Here is a 17,756-nt window from a genome sequence, read left to right on the forward strand (position 1 = left end):
GTCAACCACGCTCTTCCGCCGAACCCTCGCCGCCGAGCAGCCGCCACGCGCCGATCCCGAGTCCGGCGAGCGCCGCGGCGGGGCCGAACCCCGGGCCGTCGCCGGCGGTCGCGTCACTCGCCTCGGTCGCGTCGGTCCCGATCCCGTCACCGCCGTCGTTCCCGCGACCGTCGCCGCCCCCATCACCGCTGGCCGTTTCCGTCGCCGGTCGACCGCCCGACCCGGTCGGGACGGTGGTCGCGTCGGTCGGCCGGGGAGTGGGTGTCGGCGTCGCCCGGGGCACGTCCGGGAACGTGTAGACCCTCGCGGGTGCGTCGAGGGCGGACGGGTCCTCGAAGCTGGTGGCGACGACCGCGCCGCCGGGCGCGGCGAGCCGAGCCGTCCAGAAGTTCGTCGCCGAGGACCGCCGAAAGTACCGCACTCGCTCGGGCTCGGCCGGGTCCGACAGGTCGTGGACGGCCACGCCGCCGCGGTACCACGACGAGTACAGGTGCCCGGCGGCGAGTTCGAAGTTGTGCGCGGTCGTCCGGACGCCGTTGATGTTGGAATCGGCCGTCGGCGGCGGGTCGATCGTCGAGAGATGCTCCGGCGAGCGGGGGTCGGCGACGTCGTAGATGGCGATCCCGCTCGGACCGCCGGGGTCGCCGGGGCCGGGCGTGGTGCCCTCCTTCCCGAAGTTGGAGTTCCAGCTCTCCTTGCCGACCGCGAGCAGCGAACCGTCCGGATCGGTCGCGGCGTAGTGGTCGTTGCCGGGCGGTTCCGAGCTCTCGCGGGCGACCGCCAGCCCGTCCAGGTCGGCCAGCGTCTCGGGGTCGCGTTCGCGCACGTCGGCGACGTACTCCGGGTCGGTAGGGTCGGACACGTCGAGGACCCACGTCCCCGCGTCCCAGTAGGCGAGATAGGCGAAGCCGTCGCGGACGAACACGTCGTGGAGCGTCCGCAGCGGCCGTGGGACCGACTGCCAGACCGGGTCGTGGTCGAGCACCGACCAGCGGGCGACCTCGCGGGGCGCCTCGCGACTCACGTCCACGACGAGCAGCGGGTTGGCCTCGCGGTCGCTCCGGGTGAGGTAGGCGTACGCGCCCGCGAGGTCGCAGTTGTGAACCGGATAGGCCGTCTCGTAGGCTCGCAAGAACGCCGGGGCCGTCGGGTCGGACACGTCGAACAGCGCGATACCGTAGAAGCTGTCGGGGTCGTAGCCCGCCGGACCGCCGACGAGCAGGCGCCCGTCGTCGTACTTCACGTCCCGGACCCCGCCCATGCGCCGGGTCGTGCCCGGCGGCGAGATACCTCGCTCGCTCGCGACGACCGTCGGGTTCGCCGGGTCGCGCAGGTCGAGGACGGCGAAGCCGTCGCCGACCGCGACGAACGCCGTCTCGCCGTCGGGCGTCAGGACCGCCTCCGTCGCGCCCTCGACGGCGACGCTCCCTATCGGTTCGTAGCCGGTGGTGGGGGTCGCGACCGCCTCCGTCGGCGTCGGTGTCGGCGTCCCGGATGGCGTGCCCGTCGCGGTCGAGTCGACGTTCGCGGCGGTCGCGTTCGCAGCGTCGCTCGCACCCGACTCGGGAGAGCGAGCGTCGCCGTCGCGGACCGTCAGAGCGGCGGCCGTCGAGAGCGCGGCGGTCCCCGCGACCGCCCGGAGGAACTGGCGGCGATGCACGTCATCGGTCTAGCGGTCGACGGGTATCAGTTTCCCGGTGGGACCGACTTGCTCTGCGGTCACTCATCGTCGTCGCGCTCGCCGAACCGCCAGGCGCCGATACCCAGCGCCGCCAGCCCGGACAGCACGCCCAGGCCGGCCCCGTCGCCGCTGGTGGTGTCGGTGGCTCCGGCGGCCGGGTCGTCGGTAGCGGTGTCGCTCGCCGTCCCGCTGGCGGTCGCGGTCTCGCCGGCCATCCCGCTGGTGGCCGTCGGCGCGTCGGTGGGCGTGGCGGTCCCCGTCGGCTGGCTCGTCGGCGTCGCGGTGGCGGTCGGCGAGTCGGTGGGGGCGTCGGTCGGCGCCGCCGTCCCCGCCGACGTCGTCGTCTCGACCGGTCGAGCGGTGCCAGTCGGCAGGTCGACCTCGGCGCCGGAGGGCGTCACCGTCGCACCGTTGTCGGTGGGGTCCGGGAAGGTGTAGAACCCGCCCGGGCCGCCTCGCTCGGTCGGGTGTCGGAAGCTCGTCGCGATAAAGAAGTCGCCGGGGACGCCGACCTGCGCCGTCCAGACGCTCGCGCGGTCGCCGTCCATCCAGTGGGCCAGCTCCTCCGGGTTCGCCGGGTCGGAGATGTCGTGGACCTTCACGCCACCGCGGTACCACGACGAGTAGCAGTAGTCGCCGACGATCTCGAAGTTGTGCGATGTGGTCCAGAAGCCGCCGTTGCGGCGGGCGGTCTCGCCCTCGGGCGGTGCGGGCGGCTCGATCTCCGTCAGCCGCTCGGGGCTGGCGGGGTCGGTGATGTCGTAGAGGACGATCCCGCTGGGGCCGCCCAAGTCCGCCTCGGCGGACTCGTCGTCGTCGACGCCGCTTTCGATGTTCCAGCTCTCGCCGCCGACCGCGAGCAGGTCGCCGTCGTCGTCGGGCTGGACGTAGTGGGCGTTGCCCTCCGGTTCGAGTGCGTACTCGATCGTCTCGCTCCCGCTCACGTCCTGTAGCTCCGAGAGGGAGTACTCCGACCCGTGGCCGACGTACTCGGGATTCGCGGGGTCGGACACGTCGAGGATCCACCCGCCGGCGTCCCAGTAGGCCAGGTACGCCCGCTCGTCCTGAACGTACATATCGTGGAGGTTCACCAGGTTCCCCGATAGCTCGGCGTACCCCGCGTCGTAGTCGGCAGGGGACCACCGCGCGACCGACTCGGGCTCGTCGGGCGCCACGTGGACGACGTCGAGTTCGCGCCCGTCGGTCAGGTAGGCGTACTCGCCGTGCAGATCGGAGTTGTGGATCGTGTAGGTCGTCTCGTAGGTCTTCATCGGCCGCGGGTCGGTCGGGTCGGACACGTCGTAGATGGCGATCCCGCGGAACGAACCGGCCGCTCGCGAGGTCGCCAGCATCAGTCGACCCCGGTTGTACTTGATGTCGTAGAAGCCCGTGATCGAGCGGCCGCCCGAGCCGGTGATCCCGGTGTAGGTCCCGACCACTTCGGGGTTCTCGGGGTCGGCGCAGTCGACGACGTAGAAGCCGTCGATCCGCGAGGCGAAGGCGTACCGGCCAGAGGGCTCCATCACCGCCTCGGTGGTCTGGTAGCCGGCCTGCCCGTTGGACACGTCGAGGCGGGCCAGCGGCTCGAAGCCGTCGCCGTCGGCGGTCGCCGTGTCGCTCACCGGCGCTGTCGCCGTCGGCGTCGCGGTCGTCTGGGAGGAGGGCGATGCGTCGTCGTCGCTGCCGGCGGCGGTCAGGGCGCTTCCCGCGATCCCTGCGAGACCGGCAGCGCCGACTGCGGAACGGAGGTATTCACGGCGGCGCATGCACCCCATTCTCCGGGCGGCTGTCGTTTAGGTTTGCTGATCGGAACGGTCGGCGACCGCTCCGATCCTCCGCCGGCCGCGCTCGAACGCGTTCCTTTTCCACACGCCCGCTGTACGGGTTCCCATGTTCGAGTCACGTCCGGACCGCGACGCCGAGGTCGTCCTCGTCGGCCGGTCCAACGTCGGCAAGTCGACGCTCATGCGCGAGCTCACCGGCCACACCTTCGACACCGGCCAGCGCCCGGGCGTCACTCGCTCGCCCAACCACTTCGACTGGGCCGGCCCCGACTTCGTGCTCACCGATCTGCCCGGCTTCGGCTTCATGGAGGGCGTCCCCGAAGACGTGCGTGAACAGACCAAGACCGACATCGTCCGCTACATCGAGGACAACGCCGACAAAATTCTGACCGCCGTCCTCGTCGTCGACGGCAAGGCCGCCGTCGACATCATCGACCGCCACTCCGGCCCCGACGAGGTTCCCTACGACGTGGAGATGTTCCACTTCCTGCGGGACGTCGACGTCCCCGTCGTCGTCGCCGTCAACAAGATGGACAAGGTCGACGACCGCGACGAGCGACTGGACGAGCTCTGCGACCGCCTCGGCCTCTACCCGCCCTGGAAGCAGTGGCAGGAGACGGTCGCCCCCATCTCCGCCAAGCGCGGGTCCATCGAGCCCATGACCGAGGCCGTCCGCCACCACCTCCACGAGGCCGAGCGCGACGACCTCTTCCAGTTCTTCTAAACCATCTTTTTGCCGTCCGGGTTTCCTCGGCGCGCTTCGCGCGCCTGCGGGGAACCCGGACGGCAAAAACATGGGTGAAAAAGCGCGGACTCGGCCTTCGTCCTCGTCCGCGTAGAACCGCGCGCCTACGGCGCGCGGATGCTCAGTACAGTCTGTAGATAATTCAGACGAGACGGAATAGCGCGATACATCGTATCCAGTCTGGACCGTTGGGGTTTGGGACGTTGATACCTGCTGTGTACGTTCCTGTGTCCACAGTTGCTTCCTCGTTGATGAAATCCACGACTTCTCCAAAAGTCCACGTATGCGTTTCACCGGGCGAGAGCGTCAGTTGTCCATTACCAGATGAGCGTTTCTCAATCGGGTACCATCCAGCGGACGATCTCTTCATTATGGACCACTGGTATGGGTTGAACTCCAGTTCGGTCGACGATTCGTTGTGAAGCGTCAGTTCAACCGTTCCCGTTGACGCGTCCACCGTAGTTTGTGATGGGCGGAGAGAGGCGCTCGCAGACCCTGTCTCGACAGTATGTGAGCAGACAGCGGCCTCTGAATATGAATCGTGTGGTGGGCAATCGTACTTGGAGAGTAGCGTCGGTGTGACGGTGGAAGTCCCCGGCCCCGTTGCATCACTTGAACAACCAGCAACTCCGGCCATCGATGCACAGGTAGCGACAAGCAACTCCCTACGGTTCATATTCTATCTCTGTCTCGTCTACGCAAATGACTGTGTGAGACGAAAAAACTCTTTGAACGATAGGCACGCGAGCGGAGTGGTGAGGCGAGACGTGCCGTCGAGACAGGGGCACTGTCGCTCGCAGTTCAGCGACGACTCGGCGGTGTGAAAACGATCGGACCCGAGAGACGGGCCAAAACGTGCTATCCGTCCGCGATTACGAGACCACGAGGGGGGGTTAGGCGACGTTGAAGCCCTTGTCTCGAAGGAAGTCCTCGACGCGTCCAGTGTGGTTACCCTGGAGCTCGATGGCGCCGTCCTCGACGGTCCCCCCGCAGGCGAACTTCGACTTCAGGTCCGACGAGAGGCTACTCATGTCGACGTCCTTCGGGTCGAATCCCTCGATGATCGTTACCTCTTTCCCGTATCTGCGCTCGTCGATGCGGACGCTGATCTCCTGGGAGTCCTTGGCCACGTCCTCGCAGACGCAGAGCTCCTGGGGCAGTCCACACGTGGAGCAGACCTCAGACATACTGACCCGCGCGTTCGGTCGCGGTGGTTGACGGGCTGTGGCTGAGGTCGTGCGGCGTACTCGCCTTGTTCAGCGAGCAGACTTCCGACATTACGCATCCGCCTACGAAATGGACCTATTAAACACTGTCGGGACCTCCCACGGTCGTCGCCCGGGCGGTCGGGGCCGCCCCCGTTCCGACGGGCGCCACGTCGGCCTGGGACCTAGGCGCCGCGCCACCCGACAATGTCGTCGACCAGGTCGACCGCCTCGTCGGCTTCCTCGCGCGTGACCCGGCCGGCGTACTTCGCGCGCTCGCGGACGGCCGCGACCTGGGCGGCCCGCTCGTCGGCACCGATGGACGCGAGGTACTGTCGGGGGGTCTCCTCGGGTCGGCGCGGGCGGTGGCGCTCGGCGAGGACGTACTCCAGGCGGTCGAACGCCCGCTCGGCGTCGGTTTCGGGGTCTTTGGTCGGCTGGTAGCGCAGCCAGACCGCCCGGTAGAGCCGACCAGTGACGCCCGTCCGCCTGAGCGCGACGACCGCGCCGACGAGGACGATGGTCGCCAGCGTCGCCTCCGCGCGGGTGGGCGGACGGCCGCCGAACGGACCCGCGGCACCGTCGTCGCCCTCGTCGGCGTCGCCGCCACTGGGTGCGTTCGTCGGCGGGCTCGTGATGGTGACGTTCGCGGCGGTCACGTTGCCCGTTGGACCGCCGCCGGGGCGGGTGATCCGGTCTGGGACGGTGACCCGACCGGGGGCGTCCTGGACGGGCTGCTCGGCCCGCGGGGTGAGCGGCGCGGGGGTGGCCGTCGGGGTCGGCGTCCACTCGGCGCTTCCGGTGTCGTTGGTGTCGATGTCGGTGCGGTTGTTCGCGCGGGCGTCGGCGAGTTCGCCCTGTTCGGCGGCCTCACGGGGGCCGGCCGGCGTCGGGTCGAACCGCACCCATCCCACGTCGGGGAAGTACACCTCCACCCAGGCGTGGGCGTCGTAGCCGCGGACGACCCACTCGTCCTCGGCGACGCGCTCGCCGGGCGTGTAGCCGACGGCCATCCGCGCCGGGATGTCCTGGGTCCGCAGCATCGTGACCATCGTCGTCGCGAAGTAGGTGCAGTAGCCGGCGTTGCGCTCGAAGAGGAACTCGTCGGCGGTGTTCCCGCGCGGTCGCTCCACGTCGAGCGAGTAGTTCTTGTTGTTCTCCAGCCACCGCTCGACGACCCGCGCGGTCGCGTAAGGACTGTCGGCGCGAGCGGTGATCCGGGCGGTCCGCTCGGCGACGCGGTCGGGCGTGCTCGAAGGCAGTCGCGTGAACCGCTCGGCGACCGCCGAGGGGTAGTCGGTACCGGCCGACCGCAGGTCGCGCGCGCTCGCGACCGGGACGCGACTGGTGACGCTGTAGCGCTCGCCGCGAGCCAGCGATCCGTCGAGTTCCAGGCCGTCGAGGTCGGTCACGCGTGCACGGTCGGACACGCTCCCGTCGATATCGACGGGCTTCCAGGCCGCCGGTAGAACGCTGATCTCGTCGATAGCGGTGACGGTCTGGCCGACCGCCCGGCTCTGGCCCGGCGGTCCCTGAATGCGACCGCTGTAGGAGTAGCTGCTCCCGGTACGGATCCAGCCGTCACCGGTGTAGCGGTCGTAGCTCCCGACCTTCCAGTAGGACTCCGCGTCGCTCTCGACGCGGAACCGCACTTCCGGCGACAGCGAGAGGTTCCCCGCGATGCCCAGCTGACTGTCGGCCTCGACGAGGTTCGCCTCGACGCTGCCGCCCGGGCCGCCCGTCTGGAAGCTCGACCAGGTGTCGGCGGTCCGCGAGGGGCCGGCGGGGACGACCGGCGCGACCGCCGAGAGGACGATCAGCGCCGCCAGCAGGACCGCCAGCGGCTCGGCCGCTCGCAGTGAATCACCCCGGCGGTCCATGTCGCCCACTGCGACCGCGACGATGCCGCCGACGACGCCGACGAGCGTCGTCACGTTCGAGGCGTCACCGGTCAGCACGAGGAATCCGAGCGTCGCCCCGCCGGCGGCGACGCCGCCGACGTACCGCCGGCGCACGGCGAGATACCACGTCAGAAAGAGCGGACCGGGCGCGACCCCGAGTACCCACAGGTCGACGTTGGTCACCTGCAACAGCGACCGCCCGGTCATCAGCGCGACGGCGTCGGTGATCAGCGGGACCAGCGGCGGCTGGCGCGGCAGGCTGACGATGTACAGCCCCAGCCCGATCACCAGCAGCCCGACCGCGACGACCGCCGCCCAGCGCAGCCGCAACGACCGCGCGAGCAGCGTCGCCGCACCCAGCGTCGCCGCCCCGAGGACGAGAAACGCCAGCGGCTCGCCCGTCACGTCGATGAAATGATAGAAGACGGAGCCGTAGGCCGCGATCAGCAGGCCGATCCCGCCGAGCGCGACGGCTCTGACCGGGTCGACACCCTCCAGGTCGAGCGCGGCGTCGGCCGCGCGGGTCTCGGTGCTCACGATCCGACCCCCCGGGCCGACAGTGGGTTCTCGCGACTGGCCGTGACCGCCTCGAAGTCGCGCTCGTCGGCGCCGAAGGCGAGGGTGACGCCGTCGGCGTCGCTCCGAACCACTACGTCGGCGTCGGCGAGCACGTCGTCCTCGAGCGTGTACGTCTCGAACGGCGAGGTGAAGTCGGTGTCCGTCTGGGCGAGGGCGCCGAGCAGTCGCTGGCGGTGGCCGTCACCCCGACCCAACCGGACGTGGGCGTCGGGAAGCCGGAGTTCGACGGCCAGGCCGGCCTCCAGCGCCATGACGGCGACGCTCGCAGCCGCCGACGCCATCTCGTCGATCGAGCCGGCGTCTCCGACCGCCGCGATAGTGACGTCGTCGTCCTCGACGCGGTTGTCGGCGAACTCGGTGACGTAGATCTCGTCGGGCGACTTGGCCGTCGACTTCCAGTGGACGTCCCGGAGCGGGTCGCCCGGTGCGTACTCGCGGATGGAGTCGAACTCCTGACGCTCGACCTCCGAGCGCTCGAGGACGTGCCGGAGGATCGCCTCGCGGCCACCGACCCGATACACCGGCGGGTAGACGAGCACGCGCGCCGTCGACCCGGCCGGGGTGGTCCGCTCGACCAGCCCCAGCATGTCTCGGACCCGAACGGTCAGCGGGCCCAGTTTGTGACGCCCCCGCTCGACACAGGTCAGCGAGTAGGCGAACGTCGTCGGGAGCGACGCCTCGGCGCGCGCGTCCTCGGCGTCGAGCCCCTCGGGCACGGTCTCGTCGATCTCGGCGACCCCGCCGCCGTCGACGTCGACGGTCACCTCGCGGGTATCGCCGGGGAAACCGGCCGGGACGCGGTCACGCTCGGCCGTCGGCGCCGGCGTGCGCCACAACTGGACCGCCGAGGCCAGCAGGACCACGACCGCGGGTGCGGCGATGGCGTTGAGCGCCCGGGCGCCGTACGTCAGCGCCAGCGCCTCCGCGAGGACGACCACGCCCAGGACGCCGTAGCCCCTGCGTGTCAGCTTCATTACTCGACGCGGACGGATTCGAGCGCGTTCTCGACGACGGCCCGCGGCGTCGTCTCGTCCGTACTCGTCCGGATGCGATGCGGGAAGACGACCTCGGCCTCGGTCTGGACGTCGTCCGGGATGACGTAGTTCCGCCCCTCCAGAATGGCCCGTCCCTGGGCCGCGCGGAGCACGGCGAGGCCACCCCGCGGACTCACGCCGAGCTCGGCGTGACGGCGGGTGAACTGCGACAGGCGCGTCACGTACGCGCGGACGCTCTCTTCGACGGTGACGTTCGCGGCGGTCTCGCGCGCACGTCGGAGGTCGTCCAGCGTCGCCACCGATGTGAGTTCGTCGATAGGGTGGTGGCCGACCATCCGGTCCAGCATCTCCGTCTCCTCGTCGCGACCGGGGTAGCCCAGGTGCAGCTTCTTCATGAACCGGTCGAGTTCGGCCATCGGCAGCTCGTAGGTGCGGTCGCGTTCGACGGTGTTCTGGGTCGCGATGACGGTAAAGGGGCGAGGCAAGCCGTGGGTCTCACCGTCGACGGTGACCTGGTCTTCCTCCATGGCCTCCAACAGCGCCGACTGGGTCTTCGGCGGCGCGCGGTTGATCTCGTCGCCGAGGACGACGTTGGCGAAGACGGGACCGGGGCGGAACTCGAAGGTCTCGGTCTCCTGGTTGTAGACGTTGACGCCGGTCACGTCCGAGGGCAGCAGGTCCGGCGTGAACTGGACGCGCTTGAACGAGCCGTCGAACGACCGGGAGACAGCGCGAGCGAGCATCGTCTTGCCCACGCCGGGCACGTCCTCCAGCAGGATGTGTCCGCGCCCGAGCAGAGCGGTGAGGATGTGTTCGATCTCGCTGTGGTGGCCGACGATCACCTGTTCGACGTTGTCGACGACCCGCGAGACCACCGCCTGGGCGTCGTCTACGTCTTCGACGGTACTCTCCTGGCGACCGGAGACTGTGGTGTCTGTATCTGTCATTGGTGGCTACGGCTCCGACGCGCCGCCGTCGCGCTCCACACCCGGCGGCGACTGAGAGTGGGACGACATCCCACGGGACGTTCGGTATCGTGCCTTACGGCCGGAGATAAGTAACGTTTGTTCCCCATCTTTTTCCCGGAGGGGTATCCTCGCGGCCTCCGGCCGCTGCGGGTACCCCTCCGGCAAAAACATGGGTGAAAAAGGCCGGTCGCTCCCTGAGGTCGCGACCGGGGAACCGCCTCGCTTCGCTCGGCGGACGCTCAATACAGGTGAGAGAGTGAGCGATCGCGGTGGCGCGCGCTGACGAGCGTGCCGAACGACAGTGAGGCCGCGAGTCGAAGCCGTGCGAGGGACGAACGAGCGAGCGCAGCGACCGAGTGAGTCGGCTGGGGAGGTAAGTGGCCGTCTGCGGTGCTGTACGGGGCGGTTGTCGTTGTGGTCCTGGTGTCCTGCCGAGCGAAGCGAGTCTTCTGGTGGACTGAACGGGCGAGGTGCGCTCGCGACGGAGTAGCGTCGTCTCTGTCGGCGCTATTCGAGCGACCGTAGGGAGCGAGAATATCCGACAGAGCGACCGCGAGCGCGCCGAGGGCGTTCATCGCGTGCTGTCCCCAGTGAGTGTGGTCGCTCTCATTCGCCTTCATTCCGCGACTCTCCGACCCGAAACCACCGATACGTGAGCAGAACGCACCTCTCACGGCGCGCCGTCACCACTCCTTGCAGTCCGGACAGACCAAGCCGTCGTCGCTCCGCCAGCGTCGCTCGACCGTCTCGCCGCAGGCCGCGCAGGCGTCGCCGTCGCCGCTCCACGTGTAGGTCGCTTCGGCCGGCTCGACGGTCGCCGGGTCGACGCGGACACCGTCGTCCTCGTCAGCTTCGCTGTCTTCCTCGGTTTCACCCTCGTCTCCGCCGTCGTTCCCATCGGTCCCGTCGTCGGCGCCAGTGTCGACTCCCGCACGGTCGTCGATCTCCGAGTCAACCGAGTCGTCGCCCGCTTCCGCGGGTCCGTCCGGCGACCCCTCACTGTCGTCGCCACCGCCGTCGCCGTCCAGAAAGTCGTCGAGCGACCGGTCTCCCATGGGTCGTGGTGGTCGCTCGCCCCTCTTAGCGCTGACGACCCGGGCCGCGCTGGCGACGCACCGCGAACCCACCGACGCTCTCGTCTACGACCGGGCCGCTTCGACGGCCTCGACGAACGCCGCCGCCGACTCGCGGACGCCGTCCCAGTCGTCGCTCGCGATGGCGTCGTAGTCCACGAGCGCCGAGCCCGCGCCCACTGCGACCGCACCGGCGTCGAAGTAGTCGGCGACGTTGTCGGTGGAGACGCCGCCGGTCGGCATGATCGGCACGTCGCCCAGCGGCCCCTGGAGCGCGGAGATGTGGCCTGGACCCACGGTCGAGGCCGGGAACATCTTCAGGATGTCCGCGCCGGCCTCCATCGCCTCGGCGGCCTCGGTCGGCGTCATCACGCCGGGGATGCAGACGACGCCCGCGCGGTTGCAGACGTCGATCACGTCCTCGTTGAGGTTGGGCGCGAGGACGAACTCCGCGCCGGCCTCGATGACGTTCCGGGCGGCGGCGGCGTCCATCACGGTTCCGGCGCCGACGATGGCGTCGGTGCCCTCCATCGCGCGGTCCACGTCTGCGATCATCTCGCTGCAGCGCGTCGCGTCGGCCGTGACCTCCAGGGCCGTGACTCCGCCCTCGTGGACGGCCTCGGCGACCGGCACGATGTCGTCCTCGTCGATACCCCGCAGGACCGCCGTCACGCCGCTGTCGACGATGCGCTGCTGGATCTCGTGTTTGTTCGTCATACGCGCACCTGCGACCGGCGGGGGCAAAAGGGTACCCTGTCCCGCCGAGACCTGCGCGACCCGGTCCCCGACCGGTGATCCCTCCGATCGTCGACATCCTTATTCGCCGACGGCGCCTACCTCGGGTATGGCAGACCGTACCGACCCGCGGACGACGATGGCGACCGATCGCTTCCCCCGGACCCCGGGCGTCCTGCTGGTCGGCCTCCTCGTCGTGCTGTTCGTGCTGTACGTCGTCCTCGTCGGCTGACCCAGCCACTGACGCCGCTCACTCCTCGTCGTCGGGGTCGTACGGGTGGGCGATATCCGACTTCGGCGCGCCGGTCCCCAGCACACGAACGGACTCCTCGGCGTCTTCGGGATTGTACGCGCGGTGGGGGCTCTCCGGTTCGGCGACGAACACCTCGCTTTCCTCGACGACGAACTCCGCCTCCGGCGTCTCGACGTGCAGCGTCCCCGAAATCACGTAGAAGGCCTCCTCGCGGCTGTCGTGGTAGTGGTACACCCGGGGGAGTTGCTCGCCGGGCGCCATCTCGTAGGTCGCGAGGTGCAGCGCCGCCAGTTCCGCCGCGTCGGAGATCTCGCGGCGGTCGCAGGGGTAGTCCGGCGTCGAATCGAGGTCGTCGGGGTCGACGTGGTGGTAGCCCATGGTCGTCGATGGGGCGCCGGCGCTGATAAAGTCGGGCGGGGTGAGGCGGCCCGCTACCCCATCACTTGCAGGATGACGCCGACGGTCCCCAGCGAGGCGAGCGTGGTCGCGAAGACGTTGAGCGAGGCCAACTGGGCGTCGCCGCCCAACTCCGTCGCGTAGACGTACGTCGAAACCGCGGAGGGCATCCCGAGCATGACGACGACGGCGGTCGCGGCGGTGGCGTCGACGGCCAGCAGGGTGAACACCACCCAGGCGACGGCGGGCATCAGGCCGATCTTCGTCGCGACGACCGTGCCCGTCAGCCCGTAGTCCACGTCGGCGTCGACGACTTCGAGCGAAGCGCCGACACACAGCAGCGCGACGGGCAAGGCCAGTTCGGAGACGGCACCGAGCCCGGTCGCCGCAATGGTGGGGACCCCGAAGCCGGCCGTCGAAACGGCGAGGCCGGCGACGAGCGCGATCAGAACGGGGTTGGTGACGACGCCGCGGAGTTCGTCGGCGACCGCGGCGTCGGCGTCGTTGATGGCGATCAGCGAGCCCACGGTGAGCGGCGTCTGGACGAGCACGCCGATGCCGAGGACGACCGCGGCGGTCCCGCTCGCGGCGCCGCCGAGCGTCGCCTCCACCAGGGGGAGTCCGAGGAATCCGAGATTCGAGTGATAGGACTGGACGACGGCGACGCTGCGCTGGCCCCGGGAGGCGCGGCGGCCGTGAACCAGCCAGGCGACGCCGATGACGGTCGCGAACACCAGCAGGACACCGCCGACCAGCGCCGGCGAGACGAGTTCGCCCAGCGGGCGGTCGTACGTCGAGGAGAAGACGAGCGCGGGCAGGGCGACGTAGAAGGCGATGTCGTTGAGCCACCCCGTCCGGCGCTCGGTCAGCAGGCCGACTCGACGGGCGGCGACGCCGGCGAGCAACAGCGCGAGCAGGTAGCCCAGCCGCGCGTACACCTCCATACCGGGGTGGAGCCGAGCGGCGCCTTTCAGGGTTCGGATCGCCGCCGATCTCGCCGGGAGCGGTCCCGCGGGAGCGCGTCTTCGCCGTTCGGACGGCGCTACCGCAGCGCGTCCCGCCGCTCGTCGGCGTCGAGGGCCACGTCGCCGGCGACGTGGCGACTACAGCGTTCGCACTCGTAGGAGACGCCGCCGTCGTCGTAGGTGCGGACGGCGGTCCCGAACAGGAACAGGGCGTCCTTCTGGCGGCGCGCGATGACGGCGTCGGCGTCCTCCCCGCAGTTGGGACACCAGTCCTTGTCGGGGGCGGGCTCCTGCCAGGTGATGCGGTGGCGGCCGATCGTCGCGTCGGCGTGGGCCTCCTCTTTCGAGGTCTGGACGACGGCCTCGGGCGGGACGGGGTCCGAGTCGACGACGTTGTCGAAACCGCTCTCGGCGGCGGTCGTGACGGAGACGTACGGACCGACGCTCACGCGGTTGTCGCGGCCGACGAAGAAGACGGTGGCGTCGACGCCTCGTCCCTCGATGCGGACCTCGTTGTCCCAGCCGACGACGTAGACGGTCAGGTCGTGTTTGCCCTCGGTCACCTCGACGGTGTTTTTCGCGCCGCGGACGCTCACGCCGTCGCGCGGGTCGCGAGCGTCGCGGGTGTGGTCCCAGCCGGTGACGGTCACGTCGTAGCCCGCCGGATCCGCGGTCGGCGTCGCGGCGCCGTCGTGGAACACCTGCTCGGCACCCGCCGGGTCTATCGCCTCGGCGGCGCCGCCCGCGACGAACACGTCTTCGACGCCCCGGATCACGACGTCGCCGGTGGCACCCTCGACGTAGCCGTCCTCGATGTCGCCCGTGACTTCGGTCGCCGCGTCGGGAGCGCTCTCGGTGGGGTCGTTCCCGCCGTCGCCGGGTGGGACGACGTCCGTGTAGACGTACTCGGCGTCGGCCAGGCGGAGGGTCCCGGCGACGCCGTCGGGACCGACGAACACGTCCGCGGCGCCGCGGAGACCGACCGGCGCCTCGTGACTGCCGGCGAGTCGCACGTCGCCGGAGTAGCGCTCGGTGCTGGCGTCGGAGGTATCGCTCATTGTGAACTCAGGTATCGTCACCCTACCGGGGGTCTCCACTTGAATCCCATCCCACCGTCCGCCGGTTCGACGGCCGCCGAACGTTTCCCACAGGTGAAACGATAATATAAAGATACTTGGTCGATCGCCGATGCGATAGTTGGTATGAAGCGCAGAAGCTTCGTACGCGGCAGTGCCGGGCTGGCGGTCGGTGCGGCGCTGACCGGCTGCCTTGGGACCGGGGGGAGCAACTCCCCGCCGCCCAGAAAGTCCGACGTGTTCGCGGACGTCGCCCTCCAAGAGACGACGCTGCAGATCCAGTTGCTGTCCGAGATCGAGATCGAGACGCGCCGGCAGAACCAGAGCAACCTCGGCGGCGGGGCGGTCGCCGCGCTCCTTCCGGTCGGTCGCGCTCGCGCGGCAAAGGGCGCCGCCGGTCGCGGCACCGGCGGCTACTCCTCGGCACCGAAACACTCGCGCCACGGGTGGGCCATCTGGCACGGCGGGGCCTACAGCGACGACTGGCGGGACGACCACGACGACGAGTTGCGGATGGCCGACGCCTCGGTCGCGACGCTCGGCGTCGCCTACCTGGGGACCGACGACGAGTACGAGAACGACGCGCCGGGACCCGGTCCCGGGTCGGTGTCCTGGGACGAGACCTGGGACGACCCGGAGGGCGGCGCCGACCTGACGGCCGACCTCACCGGGGTCTCGCCCGGCGACGCCGTCCGCGAGGGCTGGTACCGGGTCGGGACGGAACTGGTCTCCGCGGACGGCTCGACGAACTACGGCTGGCAGGCCGTCGACATGGAGGTCGACAGCGGTCTCGGCGGCGCGCAGATGGACAAGGCCTGGTACGTCAAGCCCAGAGTGTGAGCCACTGACCCCGATGGTCCGCGACAGCGACGACGACGCCGGCCGGGCGGACGCACCACCGGGCCGTTCAGCCGACGACGAGCCGTCGCTGTCTTCGGGTCCTCGCCTCACCGACCGGCGACTGTTGCTCGGGCTCACCTTCGTCGTCGCGTTCTGCTCGATCGCCTACGAACTGGTCTACTCGGAGCTGCTGACGGTGTTCTACGGCGGCACGGTCCTGCGCTACTCGATCACCATCGGCCTGTACCTGTTCTCGATGGGCGTCGGATCCTTCCTCTCGGCCCACCTCGACGACCCCGCGGGGAACTTCCTCCGGACGGAGGTGTACCTCGCGCTGGCCGGCCCCGCCGGCGCGGGGTTCATGATCGCGCTGAACGCGTTCCCCGACGTGACCCTGACCGTCGGTCGGCTCGCGCTGAAGGAGCCGCTGACGCTCGGGCTCGCCCACGTGCCGATCCTGGTCGTCGGCGTGCTCTCTGGGTTCGAGATTCCGCTGTTGAACGAGCTGGTCGAGCACCGCGAAGAGACGCTGTTCGCCGCGCTCGGTGGCGTCTACCCCCGAAGGGTCGTCCGCGGCGTCCTCGGTGTGTTCTTCTCGGTCTCCGAGGCGGAGGGGCGGTCGTTCTCGGAGGTGCTGGGCGTCGACTACCTCGGCGGCCTCGCCGGGACGGTCGTCTACGCGCTGGTCCTGTACCCCCGCTACGGCCTCGTCGTGTCCGTGCTGGTGCTCGGACTGCTGAACGGGCTCGCCGCGCTGGCGTTCGCGGCGTGGTCGGCTCGGGCGCCGGCCGCCCGCGGCGCCGACCGGTCGTTCTCGCTGGCGCGGTGGCGCGGGGTCGTCCTCGCGGGACTGCTGCTGACCGGCACCTACGGCGGGCTGGTCGCCAACGCCGGTGTCGTCGACCGGACGGTCACCGGCGCGTACATGGGCGACCGCATCGAGAGCGAGTACCAGCCCGGTAAGGCCGAAGTGACCGTCACCGGCTTCGAACGCACCCGCTACCAGCGGATCACCACCTACCGCCGCGACGTGGCCGGCGACCCCGGTACGGAGACCTGTCTCCGCCTCGACGGCGCGATCCAGCTCTGTGAGAGCTGGGTCGACTCCTACCACGCCGGCCTCGTCGACGTGCCGCTGTCGGCCTACGTCGACCGGTCGGGGACCGTCCGCGCGAGCCCGGGGTCAGACGGGCGGGCGAGCGACGTCGCCCGGACCGGCTCCGACGGGACCGACACTGCACGCACCGACCCGGAGACGGCCGGGAACGCGTCGTTCGACGTGTTGCTCGTCGGCGGCGGCGACTACATCGCCGTCGACCGCCTGCGCGACTACGAGGTGAGCGTCGACCAGGTCGACATCGACGGGGAGTTTCTCGCGTACTCGCGAAACGAGTCGCGCTTCGCCCGCTACAACGACGACGCCTTCGAGTACGACCGCCTGAACACCACCGTCGGCGACGCCTACAACTACCTCCGCGGCACCGAGCGGCGCTACGACCTGGTCCTGCTGGACGTGCCGGGCGCTCGCAGCGACGACGCCCTGTCGCTGTACTCGACGGAGTTCTACCGCCTGCTCCGGGGCCACCTGACCGACCGCGGGGTCGTCGCCACCTGGGCGTACTCGAAGTACTGGTTCCCCCAGCACCACAAGGTGTACGTCGAGACCGTCCGCGAGGCCGGCTTCGACCGGTATCTCCCCTACTCGGTGTACGAGGACCCGGACGGCGACGACGAGCTGGAACGCGGCGAGCGGTTCTACCTGCTTTCGGACGGCCCGGCACCGAAACCGAACGTCTCCCGCGCCCGCAGCGACTACCTCGACGCCGTCGCCGACCGCTTCGAGCGACTGGACTGGCGGCCGATCCCGGCCTACCGCGGCGTCGAACCGAACAGCGTCTTCGACCCCAACTACGACGTGATCGTCGACCCATGACATCCGAGACCCTCCAGTTCGTCTACGGCGACGCCCCGCCCGACGACGACGTGCGCGTGTTCGACTCGCTGACCCGCGAGCTGCTCGGCGCCGAGTTCACCTTCCGCGTCGTCGGCAGTTCCCACTACGTCAGCGCCCCTGCCTACGACTTCCACGAGCTGTCCACCTGCGACCCCGTCGACGCCGACGGCGCGACGACGCTGCGCCTCGACGGGCCGACGGTGGACGACGCCGATCCGTCGGAGCCCGCGGCCGACGGCACCGGCGGTTCGGACGGTCGCCGTCGCCTCACCTACGCGGCCGACGGGCTGGCCTGTGCGACGCGCGTCGAGCGCCGCCCGCTCAGGGCGTTCCCCGCGGACGGCGCGTTCGACGTGTCCTATCGGTTCGGCGAGGACGCCTACACCACGATCGACCTCGCTCCCGACGGCTACGAGACCTTTCACACATACCCCGAGTTCGACCTCGCGCTGTACACGAAGACGACCTTCGCGTCCGTTCCCGGCGGAGCGCTCGCGGACGCGACCGACGGCGACGCGCGACGCCGCGCGGACCGGACCGGCCAGCCGACCGACTGAGCCGGCCGGACGAGGCCGTCAGCGTCAGCAATATTTATGTTCCGTGCTT

The 17,756-nt window shown here is 70.0% G+C and carries 17 protein-coding genes; 5 read left to right on the forward strand and 12 right to left on the reverse strand.

The window, feature by feature from the left end:
• Position 1: 1 nt before the first annotated feature.
• Positions 2–1,660 (reverse strand): LVIVD repeat-containing protein, encoded by a 1,659-nt coding sequence (locus I7X12_RS07340; protein ID WP_198063188.1) that lies wholly within the window; start codon positions 1,658–1,660, stop codon positions 2–4.
• A 59-nt stretch (positions 1,661–1,719) separates the two neighbouring features.
• Positions 1,720–3,447, reverse strand: a complete 1,728-nt coding sequence (locus I7X12_RS07345; protein WP_198063189.1) for a hypothetical protein — start codon at positions 3,445–3,447, stop codon at positions 1,720–1,722.
• A gap of 124 nt (positions 3,448–3,571) precedes the next feature.
• Here I7X12_RS07345 and engB point away from each other — a divergent pair, with 124 nt between their 5' ends.
• On the forward strand, positions 3,572–4,189 hold the full coding sequence (engB, locus tag I7X12_RS07350; protein WP_198063190.1) for a GTP-binding protein EngB: 618 nt from the start codon (positions 3,572–3,574) through the stop codon (positions 4,187–4,189).
• A gap of 163 nt (positions 4,190–4,352) precedes the next feature.
• On the opposite strand, the gene I7X12_RS07355 is transcribed toward engB, so the two are convergent.
• The 7 genes from I7X12_RS07355 to I7X12_RS07385 form a co-directional block, all read right to left on the reverse strand.
• Positions 4,353–4,886, reverse strand: coding sequence for a hypothetical protein (locus I7X12_RS07355; protein ID WP_198063191.1), 534 nt, complete (start codon positions 4,884–4,886; stop codon positions 4,353–4,355).
• 217 nt (positions 4,887–5,103) lie between these two features.
• Positions 5,104–5,397 (reverse strand): stress response translation initiation inhibitor YciH, encoded by a 294-nt coding sequence (gene yciH / locus I7X12_RS07360; protein WP_198063192.1) that lies wholly within the window; start codon positions 5,395–5,397, stop codon positions 5,104–5,106.
• Positions 5,398–5,600: 203 nt separating this feature from the next.
• Positions 5,601–7,853, reverse strand: a complete 2,253-nt coding sequence (locus I7X12_RS07365; RefSeq protein ID WP_232343100.1) for a transglutaminase TgpA family protein — start codon at positions 7,851–7,853, stop codon at positions 5,601–5,603.
• Entirely contained in the window at positions 7,850–8,869 is a 1,020-nt protein-coding gene (locus tag I7X12_RS07370; RefSeq protein ID WP_198063193.1) for a DUF58 domain-containing protein, read from the reverse strand. Before I7X12_RS07370 ends, I7X12_RS07365 begins: the two co-directional genes overlap by 4 nt.
• Positions 8,869–9,837, reverse strand: a complete 969-nt coding sequence (locus I7X12_RS07375; RefSeq protein WP_198063194.1) for an AAA family ATPase — start codon at positions 9,835–9,837, stop codon at positions 8,869–8,871. The genes I7X12_RS07370 and I7X12_RS07375 overlap by 1 nt, the downstream gene beginning before the upstream one ends.
• Before the next feature lie 704 nt (positions 9,838–10,541).
• Entirely contained in the window at positions 10,542–10,913 is a 372-nt protein-coding gene (locus tag I7X12_RS07380) for a DUF7573 domain-containing protein (protein ID WP_198063195.1), read from the reverse strand.
• A gap of 84 nt (positions 10,914–10,997) precedes the next feature.
• Positions 10,998–11,648, reverse strand: coding sequence for a bifunctional 4-hydroxy-2-oxoglutarate aldolase/2-dehydro-3-deoxy-phosphogluconate aldolase (locus tag I7X12_RS07385; protein WP_198063196.1), 651 nt, complete (start codon positions 11,646–11,648; stop codon positions 10,998–11,000).
• Between the two features lie 127 nt (positions 11,649–11,775).
• Between I7X12_RS07385 and I7X12_RS20675 the strand changes: the two genes are divergently transcribed.
• On the forward strand, positions 11,776–11,898 hold the full coding sequence (locus I7X12_RS20675) for a hypothetical protein (RefSeq protein WP_269750355.1): 123 nt from the start codon (positions 11,776–11,778) through the stop codon (positions 11,896–11,898).
• Between the two features lie 18 nt (positions 11,899–11,916).
• On the opposite strand, the gene I7X12_RS07390 is transcribed toward I7X12_RS20675, so the two are convergent.
• The 3 genes from I7X12_RS07390 to I7X12_RS07400 all read right to left on the reverse strand — a co-directional run bounded on the left by I7X12_RS07390 (position 11,917) and on the right by I7X12_RS07400 (position 14,338).
• Entirely contained in the window at positions 11,917–12,297 is a 381-nt protein-coding gene (locus I7X12_RS07390) for a cupin domain-containing protein (RefSeq protein ID WP_198063197.1), read from the reverse strand.
• Between the two features lie 53 nt (positions 12,298–12,350).
• A complete protein-coding gene (locus I7X12_RS07395) occupies positions 12,351–13,259 on the reverse strand; it encodes an AEC family transporter (protein ID WP_198063198.1) in 909 nt (302 codons plus the stop codon).
• A gap of 98 nt (positions 13,260–13,357) precedes the next feature.
• Entirely contained in the window at positions 13,358–14,338 is a 981-nt protein-coding gene (locus tag I7X12_RS07400) for a DUF3060 domain-containing protein (RefSeq protein WP_198063199.1), read from the reverse strand.
• 144 nt (positions 14,339–14,482) lie between these two features.
• Between I7X12_RS07400 and I7X12_RS07405 the strand changes: the two genes are divergently transcribed.
• The 3 genes from I7X12_RS07405 to I7X12_RS07415 are packed head-to-tail and all read left to right on the forward strand — an operon-like array spanning position 14,483 to position 17,707.
• A complete protein-coding gene (locus I7X12_RS07405; protein ID WP_198063200.1) occupies positions 14,483–15,196 on the forward strand; it encodes a twin-arginine translocation signal domain-containing protein in 714 nt (237 codons plus the stop codon).
• Positions 15,197–15,209: 13 nt separating this feature from the next.
• Positions 15,210–17,129, forward strand: coding sequence for a spermidine synthase (locus tag I7X12_RS07410; RefSeq protein ID WP_198063201.1), 1,920 nt, complete (start codon positions 15,210–15,212; stop codon positions 17,127–17,129).
• The gene (locus I7X12_RS07415; RefSeq protein ID WP_198063202.1) at positions 17,126–17,707 is read left to right on the forward strand and encodes a hypothetical protein; all 582 of its coding nucleotides are present in this window, start codon (positions 17,126–17,128) and stop codon (positions 17,705–17,707) included. The genes I7X12_RS07410 and I7X12_RS07415 overlap by 4 nt, the downstream gene beginning before the upstream one ends.
• Positions 17,708–17,756: the final 49 nt, after the last annotated feature.

The organism is Halosimplex litoreum (assembly GCF_016065055.1).
Lineage (GTDB): Archaea > Halobacteriota > Halobacteria > Halobacteriales > Haloarculaceae > Halosimplex > Halosimplex litoreum.